The sequence below is a fragment of the Salinimicrobium profundisediminis genome (assembly GCF_026241755.1).
GTDB lineage: Bacteria > Bacteroidota > Bacteroidia > Flavobacteriales > Flavobacteriaceae > Salinimicrobium > Salinimicrobium profundisediminis.
Map to the genome: position 1 here is coordinate 1 of NZ_JAPJDA010000002.1, position 13,699 is coordinate 13,699.

Annotated in this window: 10 protein-coding genes and 1 tRNA gene; 6 read left to right on the top strand and 5 right to left on the bottom strand. The window is 41.4% G+C overall.

Annotated features, from left to right (window positions below; translation table 11 throughout):
• Nucleotides 1-210 precede the first annotated feature (210 nt).
• On the bottom strand, nt 211-1,608 hold the full coding sequence (locus OQ279_RS01160) for a dipeptidase (protein ID WP_266067927.1): 1,398 nt from the start codon (nt 1,606-1,608) through the stop codon (nt 211-213).
• A gap of 221 nt (nt 1,609-1,829) precedes the next feature.
• On the opposite strand from OQ279_RS01160, the gene OQ279_RS01165 reads away from it, so the two are divergent.
• A tRNA-Leu gene (locus OQ279_RS01165) sits at nt 1,830-1,911 on the top strand.
• A 183-nt stretch (nt 1,912-2,094) separates the two neighbouring features.
• On the opposite strand, the gene OQ279_RS01170 is transcribed toward OQ279_RS01165, so the two are convergent.
• On the bottom strand, nt 2,095-2,439 hold the full coding sequence (locus OQ279_RS01170) for a hypothetical protein (RefSeq protein ID WP_266067928.1): 345 nt from the start codon (nt 2,437-2,439) through the stop codon (nt 2,095-2,097).
• Between the two features lie 279 nt (nt 2,440-2,718).
• On the opposite strand from OQ279_RS01170, the gene OQ279_RS01175 reads away from it, so the two are divergent.
• The 5 genes from OQ279_RS01175 to OQ279_RS01195 all read left to right on the top strand — a co-directional run bounded on the left by OQ279_RS01175 (nt 2,719) and on the right by OQ279_RS01195 (nt 9,502).
• Nucleotides 2,719-4,188, top strand: a complete 1,470-nt coding sequence (locus OQ279_RS01175; RefSeq protein WP_266067929.1) for an AsmA family protein — start codon at nt 2,719-2,721, stop codon at nt 4,186-4,188.
• Between the two features lie 533 nt (nt 4,189-4,721).
• Nucleotides 4,722-5,981, top strand: coding sequence for a putative DNA modification/repair radical SAM protein (locus tag OQ279_RS01180; protein ID WP_266067930.1), 1,260 nt, complete (start codon nt 4,722-4,724; stop codon nt 5,979-5,981).
• Nucleotides 5,982-6,764 carry a TIGR03915 family putative DNA repair protein gene (locus OQ279_RS01185; RefSeq protein WP_266067931.1) on the top strand — a complete coding sequence of 261 codons (783 nt, stop codon included), beginning with the start codon at nt 5,982-5,984 and terminating at the stop codon, nt 6,762-6,764.
• An 864-nt stretch (nt 6,765-7,628) separates the two neighbouring features.
• Nucleotides 7,629-8,993 (top strand): oxygen-independent coproporphyrinogen III oxidase, encoded by a 1,365-nt coding sequence (gene hemN, locus OQ279_RS01190; protein ID WP_266067932.1) that lies wholly within the window; start codon nt 7,629-7,631, stop codon nt 8,991-8,993.
• Nucleotides 8,994-9,250: 257 nt separating this feature from the next.
• Nucleotides 9,251-9,502 (top strand): hypothetical protein, encoded by a 252-nt coding sequence (locus OQ279_RS01195; protein ID WP_266067933.1) that lies wholly within the window; start codon nt 9,251-9,253, stop codon nt 9,500-9,502.
• A gap of 175 nt (nt 9,503-9,677) precedes the next feature.
• Here OQ279_RS01195 and OQ279_RS01200 read toward each other — a convergent pair whose 3' ends face one another.
• From OQ279_RS01200 to OQ279_RS01210, 3 genes are all read right to left on the bottom strand, one after another.
• Nucleotides 9,678-9,983 carry a hypothetical protein gene (locus OQ279_RS01200; protein ID WP_266067934.1) on the bottom strand — a complete coding sequence of 102 codons (306 nt, stop codon included), beginning with the start codon at nt 9,981-9,983 and terminating at the stop codon, nt 9,678-9,680.
• A gap of 33 nt (nt 9,984-10,016) precedes the next feature.
• A complete protein-coding gene (locus OQ279_RS01205; protein ID WP_266067935.1) occupies nt 10,017-11,993 on the bottom strand; it encodes a DUF2075 domain-containing protein in 1,977 nt (658 codons plus the stop codon).
• A 330-nt stretch (nt 11,994-12,323) separates the two neighbouring features.
• Entirely contained in the window at nt 12,324-13,697 is a 1,374-nt protein-coding gene (locus OQ279_RS01210; protein WP_266067936.1) for a M56 family metallopeptidase, read from the bottom strand.
• Between the last annotated feature and the right edge of the window lie 2 nt (nt 13,698-13,699).

A 13,699-nucleotide genomic window follows, 5' to 3' on the forward strand; every position in this document is an offset into this window, starting at 1 on the left:
AATTGGAACTCAAACCAGAGGATCTGGGGTTTTCACCAACTTTAGTTCCAACCAACTAATTTGACGTTAGTCAGAATATTAAAAGGCCTCACAAGTTTTGAAAACCTGTGAGGCCTTTTGTATTGTATTCAAACCTAACAGGTCTTTGAGACCTGTTAGGTTTTATATATTCCGTTTGGTGCAGATTTGCAATCCGTCCCCTGTATTCTGCTACTTCTCTGCCTGCTTCAGTTTAGTGAAGTGCTTATAGAAGTACGGAATGGTTTCAATTCCCTTAAGATAATTCCAGATTCCGAAGTGTTCATTCGGGGAATGGATCGCATCGGTATCCAGTCCGAAGCCCATCAGAATAGTCTTACTTTTCAGTTCTTTCTCAAACAGGGCAACTATGGGAATACTTCCACCGCTGTGCTGCGGGATTGGATCTTTTCCGAAGACTTCGGCATAAGCATCATTGGCAGCCTGATATTCGAGTGTGTCTATTGGAGTAACATAGGCCTGCCCGCCGTGATGAGTAGTCACTTTTACCTTTACACTTTTTGGCGCGAGGCTCTCAAAATGTTTGGTAAACAATTGACTTATATTTTTCCAGTCCTGATCACTTACCAGACGCATAGAAATTTTAGCATAGGCTTTTGATGGCAATACTGTTTTTGCACCTTCACCGGTGTAGCCTCCCCAAATTCCGTTCACATCTAGTGTAGGTCGAATAGAAGCCCGTTCCAGGGTGCTGAAACCTTCTTCTCCATGAACATCTTCAATATTGAGTTTCTTCTTGTAAGCTTCAAGATCAAAAGGAGCCTCGGCCATTTTTCCCCTTTCAGCTTCGCTGTACTCCTTTACATTGTCATAAAATCCCGGAACGGTGATCCTGTTGTTCTCATCCTGTAGAGAAGCGATCATTTTTGAAAGCACATTAATGGGGTTTGCTACCGCTCCCCCGTATAGTCCGCTGTGAAGGTCGCGGTTGGGCCCGGTCACTTCCACTTCCATATAGCTGAGGCCGCGGAGGCCTGTGGTGATAGATGGTACATCTTTGGCAATCATCCCGGTATCACTGATAAGGATCACATCGTTCTGCAGTTTTTCCCTGTTCTTCTCAATGAACCAGCCAAGGTTTTCACTACCCACTTCTTCTTCCCCTTCAATCATGAACTTCACATTGCAGGGAAGTTTATCATTTTTGGTCATGTATTCCAATGCCTTTACGTGCATGTACATCTGGCCTTTATCGTCACATGCTCCCCTGGCAAAAATGGCACCTTCGGGATGAATTTCTGTGTTTTTTATCACCGGCTCAAACGGCGGACTCTCCCATAGTTCAACAGGATCTGGCGGCTGGACGTCGTAATGACCATACACGAGCACTGTGGGCAGGTTCTTATCAATGATCTTTTCTCCAAAAACAACGGGATGACCGGGAGTTTCATGGATTTCGGCCACATCGCAACCAGCGTCTAGCAGGCTTTGTTTAACAGCTTCGGCAGTTTTTAGTAGATCTTTCTTGTATTTGGAATCGGCACTAATGGAAGGGATTTTTAGCAGCTCCACGAGTTCGTCAATGAACCGCTGTTTATTCGCTTCCACATATTTTTTAATGTCTTGCATGTGTATAATTTTGGTAAAGAGTAAAGGTAAAAAATAGTATTGAGTAATTAGTACTGAGTAGTTAGCGGGAAGACATCTCAATACTCAGTACTAATTACTCAATACTAAATAAAAAAAATTCTCCCTAACGGAGAATTTTTTTTATTTTTCCATTTGCAGATTCAAACTTATGCTTATATTTGCATCCGCTTACAACAAGCAATCTTATTGAAATTACCAACGCGGGCGTGGTGGAATTGGTAGACACGCTAGACTTAGGATCTAGTGCCGCAAGGTGTGAAGGTTCGAGTCCTTTCGCCCGCACAGACTGAGAAAAGCCGACTTTAACGAGTCGGCTTTTTTATTGCATTGATATTTCGGTAATTGAAAAATACCCAGCTAAACAAGGTTGATGTCAACCTCTCTTCTGTCAGCAAATTCTTTTCAGCAAAAAAAAGCTCCGGAAAATTCCGAAGCTAAATTCATAAACCGCATTTCAACATTTCACTAAGCAACCTGGGAAAGTGCTTTCGGGGTATGGTTGTAGTAGTTTAATGAGCTCTGATAAAAATTCAGGCTTCTTTTGTCATTTTTGAGGCAGGAAGAAAGGAACCTGTCCAGGTCCTGGCACTCAAAATTTACTGTAGTGTATTGATGCGGAGCCATAGGAATCTCAGCTTTAATAAGTTGTTGCTTATAATCTATCTCTACACGACGGGCCCCAAAATACATTTTAATGATCCCCTTGTGAAGAGAGCTGTATTTATCCATTTCAGTTTCACAAGTAGCACAACTATCGTGTATAAAATTCTTGAATTGTTCTATGATTTGAGAGGGTTGAAATGATGTCATATGGCTGATTATATTTTAGTTAGTTTTCTTCTTACAGGGCCTAAATTAAGACTTGAAGTGTTAAAAATGTTCTAATAAAATGTTGATTAATAAAGAATTAACAGCGAAGTAACATTCCCGAACCAAAGTTGTGAAGAATTAAGAAAATGTAAGTGGAATCTTACAGCAAAATCTTAACAATTGTACCCGCTTTTTAAGATGGTAAAACATAGTCTGTTTTCTCCTGAAGTAGTGTTAACAGGTGTTTGAAGGAAAAATACTATCTTAAACAAAAAAAGCGTGAGCAAGAAAAAAACAATTATCTGGATCGGTGCGGGTGTGGCAGGGATTATTCTTCTGCTGTTTCTGGCAAATCTATACGTAAAGAACAGCATTGAGCAGCAGCTTGATGAGAAACTGCAGGCTTCGGGTTACAACGATCTTTCAGTAAATATCTTTCTTAATAGGTTCAGCGTAGAGAACCTGAAGCTGGATGAACGCAGGTTTGCGGGGAGCATTGATAAAGTTAAAGTAAACGGACTTTCGTACACCGAATATTTATTCAATAACAATATCGAGGTAGATGAATTTGAGATCATCTCCCCCTCGCTTACCTTCTTTCCTAAAGATACTTCTGCAAAGAAATCTTCGGCGCAACAGCAGGTACATGTAAAGAATCTACGGGTCAAAAATGGCAGTTTTAGTAAACAACCTTCCGATACTGCTGCGGCTACTATGTATGCTCATATCCCAACTGCCCGGGTTGAAGATATTAAATCGGGAATGCAGCTCTCGGGTCTCAAAAATTATCAGCTTGAACTCGATACACTTTATCTGAGGATGAATCCAGAGCACTACATTGATGTGGGAAGTGTTTCAGCACAGAATGGGCAGATAGATATTTCCGATTTTAAGATCCGTTCCCTCTTTACCCGCGAAGAATTTGTGCAAAGGATCCCTTACGAAAAAGACTACGTGAGGCTTGATGTAGAAAAGATCACGCTCGACAGTCTTAATTTTGAGATGCGGAATGACTCTTTGTACCTTCGAAATCCAAAAATGACCGTGGCCCGGGCTCAGCTTGATATTTACAGGAACAAACTGGTAGCCGATTATCCAAATGAGAAGCCGCTTTACAGTAAGATGTTGCGGGAGGCACCTATTTTTCTCAATTTTGAGAAGGTAGAGGTGAAAAACAGCGAAATTGTGTATGAAGAGCAGGTAGAGGGCGCAGAGAAGCCCGCTATAGTCCGCTTTGCTGCTGTTAATGGCGAAATAAATGATCTCCACAACCTAAAGGAGCTCGATACTCAACCCAAAATAACTGCCAATGCCGATTTTATGCAAGGCACCCCTGTCAGTATTGACTGGACCTTCCCTGTTTTTAATCCTCAGGACAAATTTCAGATCTCAGGCAACTTTGGCACCCTCGAAGGTGAGGCCCTGGACCCTTTTCTTATTCCTTCCCTCAATGCCCGTGCCCGTGGAACGGTAAATAGCGTCTACTTTAATTTCTACGGAAATGACGATGTGCTGCAAGGCGATTTCAGAATGGAATATGACGAATTTAAAGTGGAACTGGTTAATAAAGAGAAGGAGAAAAAAGGCTTTTTAAGTGCTATTGCCAACCTCTTTGTAGATAACGAACAGGAACCCGATGAAGGCGGCGGCCAGGATGTGCGGGTAGAGCGTACCAAAAACAAGTCTTTCTGGAACTACGCCTGGAAAGGCCTGCGTGAAGGCTTGCTCGATGCCGTGGGACAACTTTAAAAGGTTTAAGGTCTAAGGTTTAATGTTCAAGGTTTAAGCGGAATTTCTTTCAGAAAAAAGCTTTTAGAAATGCCATTTTTGAGAGGTAAGTTGCATTAATCCTTATTCTGAAGTTGTTTGAGTGAATGATCAATGAATAATAAACAGATCTACAATTTGCAGTTCCCCGTCAGTTCGAGTGTTTTTCGCCATGCGGGAGCATGGTGAAAAATGTATCGAGAACCGGGTAAATCTTTGACTGCAATAGCAAGGGTAGATTTGTATCAAGAACAGTGGCTAAGTGGACGGCTTTCTTCCCGATACGATTTCCCGTCGCTCCAGCTCATAAAAATCACCTGCCTGTATCAGGCAGGCTCGAAGTCACGCCCATGAGAAAAACATGGTTAGGCAATTTAAAAAAGGTGGTGGTGGATTTTCATCTCAAACTCAAGCCCTGGTTCCAAATTCTTGCAGCGAAGCGATCCAATTTTTTAATTACGCGGAATAATTCCTATAAATAGGATATTTTCCTATTTTTGCTGAAAGTCTTCAGCATGGATTATGAGAGAATAAAAGAGAAGCTAAGTATCCTGGCCGATGCAGCAAAATACGATGTGTCCTGTTCTTCCAGCGGAAGCAAACGCAAAAACACCACCAATGGCCTGGGAGATTCCTCGGGCATGGGCATTTGCCATTCCTACACCGAAGATGGCCGCTGCGTTTCCCTGCTCAAGATCCTGCTCACCAACCACTGTATTTTTGACTGCGCCTACTGCGTGACCCGCAAGAGTAATGAGGTAAAACGCGCTGCTTTTAAGGTGCAGGAAGTGGTTGATCTTACCATTCACTTTTACCGACGCAATTATATTGAAGGTCTTTTCCTGAGTTCCGGAATCTTTAAAGATGCCGATTATACTATGGAACGCCTTATCCAGGTGGCGAAAAAGCTGCGACTGGAAGAGAATTTCAATGGCTATATCCACCTGAAGTCGATTCCCGGTGGCAGCGACGAACTCATGCGCGAAGCCGGACTCTATGCCGATCGGCTGAGCGTCAACATCGAGATCCCCACCAAAAGCGGACTCAAGCTCCTGGCACCCGACAAAAAGCATGAAGATTTCATGAAGCCGATGGAAAAGGTGAAAAATGAGATCATCCAGTACAAACAGGAAAGCCGGCTTATAAAAAGCACCCCAAAATATGCCCCGGCGGGACAAAGCACGCAGATGATCATAGGCGCCTCGGGCGAAAGCGATCGCGACATCATGTATTCGGCCAACTTTTTTTATAAGAAGTACAACATGAAGCGGGTTTATTATTCGGGATACGTGCCGGTGGCTGAAGATCCGCGGTTGCCGGCTTTGAATTCTCAGGTGCCGCTGTTGCGGGAGAACCGGCTGTACCAGACCGACTGGCTGCTGCGCTTCTACGGCTTTGATATTCGGGAGCTGCTGAATGAGCAGCACCTCAATCTCGACCTCGAAGTAGATCCAAAACTCAGTTGGGCGCTGCGAAACCGGCATTTGTTTCCGGTGAATATCAATCGGGTAGAAAAGCAATTGCTTTTGCGCATTCCCGGTATCGGATTAAAATCGGTCAACAAGATCCTGCAGGCGAGGAAATTCCGGAAACTCAATTGGGAACACTTGAAGAATATCGGGATCGCCATGAACCGGGCGAAACATTTCATCACCTGCGACTCCCGCGAATTTGAAGTGAAAGAACCTTCCAGCGAGTATCTCAAAAATGTCATTTTAAAAACCTCTTCCGGAAAGTTCAGGAAGGAGATCGGAACCCAGTTAAGCCTTTTTTAGATGGAACAGCAGGCAGTACTTACTTATGACGGCACGCTGGAAGGTTTTCTTTGCTGCGTGTTCACCGCCTACGAAGAAAAGCTGAAAGTTGTGGATGTAAAACCGCCGGGAGCGCAGCCGGGCCAACAACTATTTTCAGAATCAAAGGAGGTGATCACAGAGCCTGAAAAGGCCAAACGCGTATGGAGGTCCATGAAGAAAAAAGCTTCTCCCGCCGGGCTTCGGGACCTAAAATGGGCTTTTCTGAGTGAAATTTCAGGGATGGAAATGCACATGTTCAGTATGATTCGCTATATCCTGGCTGAAAATGTGCCTGTAGACCGGGATTTTTCCCATCCTGCAGTGCTGAAAGTGGCGCAGGCAGCTAAGAAAGTCGGCCGGGAGAAACATCGCATGGAAGCTTTTGTGCGATTCAGGCTGACCAAAGAGCAGGTGTATTTTGCGGCAATAGAACCCGATTTCAACGTGTTGCCGCTAATAAAAAGCCATTTTAAGAACCGGTATGCAGATCAAAAGTGGATCATCTATGATCTAAAACGGAATTTCGGCATCGCGTGGGATCTTTCAGAAATAAATTATATCACCCTGGATCTCGATCCCGCCATAGGAATTTCAGGCTCACCCGAGGCTTTTTTTCACACTTCAGAAATAGCCTTTCAGCAGTTATGGGATCAGTATTTTACCAGCACAAACATCAAAAGCAGGGCAAACTCTAAGTTGCATGTGCAACACCTCCCAAAGCGGTACTGGAAATACCTCACCGAAAAGAACCTTCAGAAATGACATTTTAGAGAGGTAAGTTTCTTTCTCTGATCATGTTTATCAATCTGAACAGGTCTTTGTGAATTATTTGCAATTAAGAAGTTTCCCTTCGGTCATTAAGATTTCGATTTTATTCATGTTTGTTCATTTTTTTGCTTGTCCAAAAAAACGAACCAAAAAAAGGACACTTTTTTGATAGGTGTTTCCAATTTTGCTCCCGCAAAACTAGAACCGTGCTCCCCCGGCTAAATTTTTTCCAAGGCTTCAAAAATTTTTAACGCCGGGGGAGCACTACACTTACAAAAAAGAATCTCCCCGAGAATAATTGTGGAAAACATGTTACCGGCCTATCGAAAATTGATCATGAAATTTGAAGAGAGATGACGTTTAAATCTTATGCTGTTTGAGCGTTCTTTATTATTCTCGTTCTACAATTTCTCCCGCGAGTTCAGAAAATTTAGACATCGACCGAAAAATTTAGATCAATTTACGTAAGCCTAGCGTTTTTTGGTTCTTTTTTGGGCAATGCAAAAAAGAACAGAACAATATTCAATTGGAAAAATTCTTATCCTTTTTTTTCAAAATAACCCGCTGACAATGGTATTTTAGATATGTAGGTCACGAGGTGATTTCTTGTTTAAAATAGAACCTAAAATAGACGTCATTCTGAATTTATTTCAGAATCACTTAGATCTGGTCTTTGGAAAAAACGTGAACCTGAAACTCCCGAAGCATCGGGACAGGTTGATGCCTGACAAATCCTTCAGAAAAAATCCTTCAGAAAATGCCATTTTAAAGAGGTATGTAATTCAGACATTTATGACCTGATTAAAATCATGTTATAATCAGAGCCAGCCTTATACTTTTGCAACTAAATTAAAAGGTATGAGCACTTCTTTAATTCAGAAATACAACGTTCCCGGCCCCAGGTATACCAGTTATCCCACGGTGCCCTACTGGAACGAAGCTGCATTTACGGTAGCACAATATAAAGAGCGGTTAAAAAAGTCATTTTTGGAGAGCAACAGCGAAGAGGGGATAAGTATCTACATCCACCTGCCTTTTTGCGAGAGCCTGTGTACTTTTTGCGGCTGCAACAAACGCATTACCAAACGTCATGAAGTGGAGTCGCCGTACATCGCTGCAGTGCTTGAGGAGTGGGACATGTACGTGAACCTGCTGGAGGAAAACCCGGTGATTAAGGAGATTCACCTGGGTGGAGGAACACCCACCTTCTTTTCTCCGGAAAACCTTAGGATCCTTCTCGACGGACTTTTTGAAAAAGCTGATCGGGCAGAGGAAACCGATTTCAGCTTTGAAGGCCACCCCAACAACACCAAACAGGAACACCTGCAGTTACTTTACGACCTGGGCTTTGACCGGGTGAGCTACGGGGTGCAGGATTATAATTTTGAGGTGCAACGGGCTATTCACAGGTTTCAGCCCTTTGTGAATGTGAAAAATGCTACTGAAGGCGCCCGCGAAATTGGTTACACCTCTGTGGGTCATGACTTGATTTTTGGTCTGCCGTTTCAGACTGTAGACCACGTGAGGGAAACCATAGAGAAAACCAGAGAATTGATGCCCGACAGGATTGCTTTTTACAGCTATGCGCACGTGCCGTGGATAAAAGGGAACGGGCAGCGTGGTTTTAAGGATGAAGATCTGCCAACAGCCGCTGTGAAACGCGAAATGTACGAGGTGGGAAAACAGTTACTTGCCGAAGCCGGATATGTAGAAGTGGGTATGGATCATTTTGCTCTAAAGACCGATACGCTGTACAAGGCGATGGAAAGCAACAAGCTGCACCGCAACTTTATGGGCTACACCTCTTCAAAGACCAAAGTGATGATTGGCCTGGGAGTTTCGGCTATTAGTGACAGCTGGAGCGGTTTCGCCCAGAATGTCAAGACCATTGAAGAATATTACGGGATCCTTGAAAAAGGCGATCTGCCCCTTTACCGCGGACATATACTCACTGCGGAAGATGAAAAAATGCGACAGCACATTCTGAATCTTATGTGCAACCTGGAAACATCATGGAAAGACGACGTTATGAAATTTCCGGAACTTCCTGAAGTCCTCATCAGCCTGAAAGAAATGGAAGCCGACGGCCTCCTGGAATTCGGGGATGAAAAACTCATCATCAAAGAAACAGGACGTCCTTTTGTAAGGAACATCTGCATGGCATTTGACCTGCTGCTGCAAAGAAATAAACCGGAAACGAGGTTGTTTTCTATGACGGTTTAGGAAAGGGGTTTAAGGTTCAAAATTCAAAGTTCCTACGTCTTTCCAAAGAACATTTTTAGCGACTGCGGCAATTTCCTTCTTTTGGAGTTCTGCTCTCGCTTTTTACTTCGGATGAAGATGTTCATTTTTATTGCCCGACTTTTTCGTATTTCCTCCGATCGATAGAGAATTCACTTTGAGTCTTACGCATATCATTCGGAAATAAAATAGGAATTGAAGGATTATTTGAATTCATTATCTTTATTAAAAATGATGAGATGGAAGCTATAGAATTAAGGCGCAGGTTAGTGGATTACATCAATAAAGCTGACGAAACGGTACTAAAAGAAGTTCAGGCCCTGGTGGAGAATTATGAAAATGATTCCATAGTGGCTTATACTGTAAAGGGAAAGCCTTTAAATAGAGAAGAGTTTCAAAAGGAAAATTCTGAGGCTGAGGCTGAATATAAAAAGGGTAATTTTAGTACACAGGATCAACTAGAGGAAGAAGTCAGGAATTGGAGAAAATAATTTGGACTAACCCCGCTAAAACTTCCCTTCGCCATATATGGCAGTTCTATGTAAATCACAAACTTGATGTTGGTGTCGATTGCCTTTCACCTTTTAAATATTCGTTCCGGCTAAGCTCCAGTTCCTGCTCCCAAGGTTTTTTGCTCAATTTGCAGAAGAAGTTGGTGGAGGGGAGTCATTCAGAAAACTGAGATAAAAAAGTACTTAAACTCCTTGGATCGGTAGGCTTCTCATTGGTCCGGGAAAATTTCTGGAACTCGTACCAATCGGAGAAGTAGATATAACCTGTATGTTCCTGAAAAAGGGGAATCCCATTTGGCAAAGGATAAAAGTATGTAGTATCTATGAGTTTCTTACGTAGAGTCTCCTCTGCTTTTTCCGGACTCAAATCTTCATCATTCCCAAAGATTATTTCTCCAAAAGTTTTGTAGTTTCCCTCATCGCGATGTAAATACTGAAATGAAATAGATTTCTTTTGCATCTCTAATTTTTAACTGAAGATACCAGGAAAAAATTAAATTTCTGAGAATCCTATTGATTTCAGATAATTAAAAGTTGAATTATAAAATTCTGGTTTTCTTGTATGGTCTTCATTACTTCCCTCTGGAACTACTATTACCATACCTTGTCGGGCTCGGGTTAACAATACGCGGTAAGCATTAATTAAATATTTTTGTCGCTCTTCCTTATGTATATGCTGCCATTTCTTTCCAACAAAAGAAAAACTTTTCCACCCTTCTTTAGAATATCGTAGATCACCGTCCCAGGTTACACAAGCCCAATCGAGCTCAAGACCTTGCACATGAAATTCTGTTGCTACATCTTCTAAAAAATAGGAAGAACGAACATCGTCTCTATCATTCAAAAACCAATGAACAGGATTCATTGGACTTTTCACATCAATAGCGTAAGGTTTTAATCGCTGGGCTTGTGAGGAAACAATGATTCCATACCGTTCACTTCCTCTTGCTTTTTCTTTAAGCCACTTCTTAGCTTTATGCACATTGCGTGTGAGAACAATTGGATAATTAGTCGATAAATTAGAATAAGTTTTAATTGCCGAACTGTAATCGAGGTCGAGAATATTCTTTACAAGTAGAGATAAATTTTCTGCTCTAAAAGAACGCATAGAAACCTTTAAATGTAAAGAAGGATTCAACTTTACTGAAGTTTTCTCTTTAAGATTAGTTATGGCTTCTTCAGCTTGATATTCAGAATCCACTAAGTTTGGAGAAATATAGACCTCCCAATTTGAAAATCTATTTTTTATTGCCTCTAACCATTCAGAAATTCCAGCTTCACCGGTATTTATTTCTTGTCCTCCACCTACTAAACAGATAATAACAGACCAATCTTTATGACGGTCCAAACATGATATCAAAAATTCAGGTTCTGAAAAATCAAAATCATGCTGACCTTTTTTCTGCTTCATGAATTTGACTGTTTGCTCCTTATTCCACGCCCGTTGTGCTTCATCAAAAATGGCGACGTGATCGTATGGTGGTTTTGGATCGACTAGATATGCATCTCTATAATGGTGAATATTTTGAATAAAGGTTTTGACACTTGCCCTCGCTTTCCCCTTGGTCAGTTTTCTTCCATTCTCTTTTTCATTTTTAATTTTATCTCTTGCTAAAGCTTCTTGAAGAATTGAAACTAAAGGCCCGTTTCCTGAAAGATATACGCTGGTATTTCCGTTTTCTTCATCAAGATGAGAAGTTGCGACTTTTAGACCAACTAAAGTTTTTCCGGCACCAGGCACACCGGTGACAAAGCATATAATTTTTTTCTTTTCTATTTGGGCTTTTTTAATGACTTGCGAAATTAGAGAAGTCGTTTCGGTAAGGTTTTTAGCCTCTGCATCGCTACGTGTAATTTCGTCGACGGTATGAGTCCGGTAAAGATTTAATGCAGCTTCGACAATGGTGGGAGTAGGAGAATAACTTCCAGCAGCATATTCTGCTGATATATCTTGTTCTTTATCAGTGTAAAAACTTAGAGTCGTAGAAATTGCATCCTGAAGATCCTGTTGATTTACTTTAATAGGAAGCAACAATTTATCATTATGGGATGTGGTAGCAATTTCAATAATAGAGTTTTCTGCTTCTGTTGCAACCAAGATTGGAACTAGAAGAGCCTTGTGACTTGGCTTGTGAAAGTTTTTTAAATCTAATGCATAATCCCAAACTTGTTCAATGTTGATGTTATGATATTTACTTTCTCCAACTTTAAACTCTATTACAAAAACAGTGTTTTGAATAATTACCAAAGCATCTACTCTTTTCCCCATTCTCGGAATAGAAAATTCAAAAAATATCGTGCCACTATAAGATTTTAAGACCTTTTGAAGAATGTATATTTGGAGTTCCCAAGATTTGTTTTGTTTTCTATTTGAGTCGAATTGATTAGAAAGGGTTATTTCCCCAATTATTTCCTCTCTACTTTTATTTATAAAAGTTTGAATGTCGTCCTTATAGTAGGAATTTAGCATACCTTTTTGGTTGGGCTATGGAATTACTTTAGTCATGTAGCGTAGGGAAAGATACCTTCAGCCTTAGCTTTAGATAAAATAAATGTAGGAAAATAAACTCAATCCCCTCTCAAAAATGCTATTATCAAAAATGGAAATTATGGGTCGGTCTTCGGTTTTGAGGCTTCAAGCGGACTAAATAATCCACCCTGAACTGCCTTGATTTGAGTGGGGGATCTTAGGAACTTACCAAAAAGACTATCTATCAGCCATGACTAAAGCCGAAGTTTGGGCTTCGGCTTTAGTGGAAAGGATTATAATAATGAGGAATAAAATCTTAAACTTCATCAACTAGTTTTCAGAAGATTTTTTGTCTTCAGAAGTAGCTTCGGGAACCATAAAGCTAATTGGCAGGGAATACAGCACTCCTACTTCTTCTCCTCTTTGCTTACCCGGGGTCATTTTTGGGAGAAGATTCACTACCCGCCTTGCTTCTTCCTCAAGTGCAGGGTGTGGCGCCCTTGCTCCCAATACTTCCACAACTCCATTTTTGGCAATCTTAAACTGCACATAGATCCTGTTTAGGCCTGTTAATCCTAATTCTTTACCCAGAGAGGTATTGAAGTTAGTGTTTACGAACTGGTTTATTTTTTGGGTGATACATTCGGCCTTTTCCTCTCTGGTTTCAAAACTTTCACAGCCCGGAAAAACAGGCAACTCTTCAACAACGGCAAATGGAATATCAAGCGTTTCCTGCCCTGCTTTGGGTACAGAAGTTGAAGGTTCAGGGGCTGGAGGCGGAGGCGGCGGGGGCGGCACTTGTTGAGTTGAAACTTGTTCATTTCCTGTTTTGGAAGAGCTACAGGCCACATAGGTCAACATGGCGGCCATGAGCGGCAGAATGATTAAAAATTTGAACTTTGAAACTGACTTTGATTTGGTTTTTTGCAACATAACTATTCGTTTTTTGATGATTGAATGATTAAAAAATTGATTTATAAATGAAATGTCTTCAGTATTAAAAGCTGAATTGAGCAGCTGCTGGAAGTAGTCCTGTTTTTTGACATTTTTGACTACCCCGGCATCGGCCATAAATTCATGCAGCGCCGAAATCCTGGACTGGTAGATGTAAATAAGCGGATTAAACCAGAAAATGATCCTCAACAGCTCAAAGAACAACAGGTCTAGCGTATGTCTCTGCCTCACATGTACCATTTCGTGCGACAGTATTTGCTCCCGCTCTTTTTCTGAAAGCCCGGCACCAAGAAATATGGTTTTGTAAAAGGTGCAGGCAATATTGGAATCCGGCACCTCCACAACTTTCATTTCTGAAGTGTTCACCACCGGTTTAAAATCAAAGAGCTGCCTAATGATCCTAAGCTTATTAAAGAAAAACCCCAGACTAAAGAGAAGCCCTCCAAAATAAATAAGCTGCCACCAATGATCAAAAAGCACATTTTTGGCAGCTATAGTACTTCCTGCATTACCTAAACCGGCTTTGGGCGCTTCTCCTAAAAACACTTCGGGAAGCATGACAAAATTTTCAGCAGGAATGGCATTTTGCAGCGCAGAGATCTTCAGCAGAGGAAGTATAAGCGCCAGTATTGGGGTAACAAGCAGATAAATACGGTTATAGCTGAAAAAAGTTTCTCTTTTTAACAACAGCTCGTACACCACAAGGAAAATGAGCTGAAAAACAATGGCTTGTAGAATGTAATGCAACATAG

Bases quoted from the DNA above. Each gene is read 5' to 3' on its own strand.
- OQ279_RS01160 (WP_266067927.1), bottom strand. From the start codon at position 1,608: ATGCAAGACATTAAAAAATATGTGGAAGCGAATAAACAGCGGTTCATT.
- OQ279_RS01170 (WP_266067928.1), bottom strand. From the start codon at position 2,439: ATGACATCATTTCAACCCTCTCAAATCATAGAACAATTCAAGAATTTT.
- OQ279_RS01180 (WP_266067930.1), top strand. From the start codon at position 4,722: ATGGATTATGAGAGAATAAAAGAGAAGCTAAGTATCCTGGCCGATGCA.
- OQ279_RS01185 (WP_266067931.1), top strand. From the start codon at position 5,982: ATGGAACAGCAGGCAGTACTTACTTATGACGGCACGCTGGAAGGTTTT.
- hemN (WP_266067932.1), top strand. From the start codon at position 7,629: ATGAGCACTTCTTTAATTCAGAAATACAACGTTCCCGGCCCCAGGTAT.
- OQ279_RS01195 (WP_266067933.1), top strand. From the start codon at position 9,251: ATGGAAGCTATAGAATTAAGGCGCAGGTTAGTGGATTACATCAATAAA.
- OQ279_RS01200 (WP_266067934.1), bottom strand. From the start codon at position 9,983: ATGCAAAAGAAATCTATTTCATTTCAGTATTTACATCGCGATGAGGGA.
- OQ279_RS01205 (WP_266067935.1), bottom strand. From the start codon at position 11,993: ATGCTAAATTCCTACTATAAGGACGACATTCAAACTTTTATAAATAAA.
- OQ279_RS01210 (WP_266067936.1), bottom strand. From the start codon at position 13,697: ATGTTGCATTACATTCTACAAGCCATTGTTTTTCAGCTCATTTTCCTT.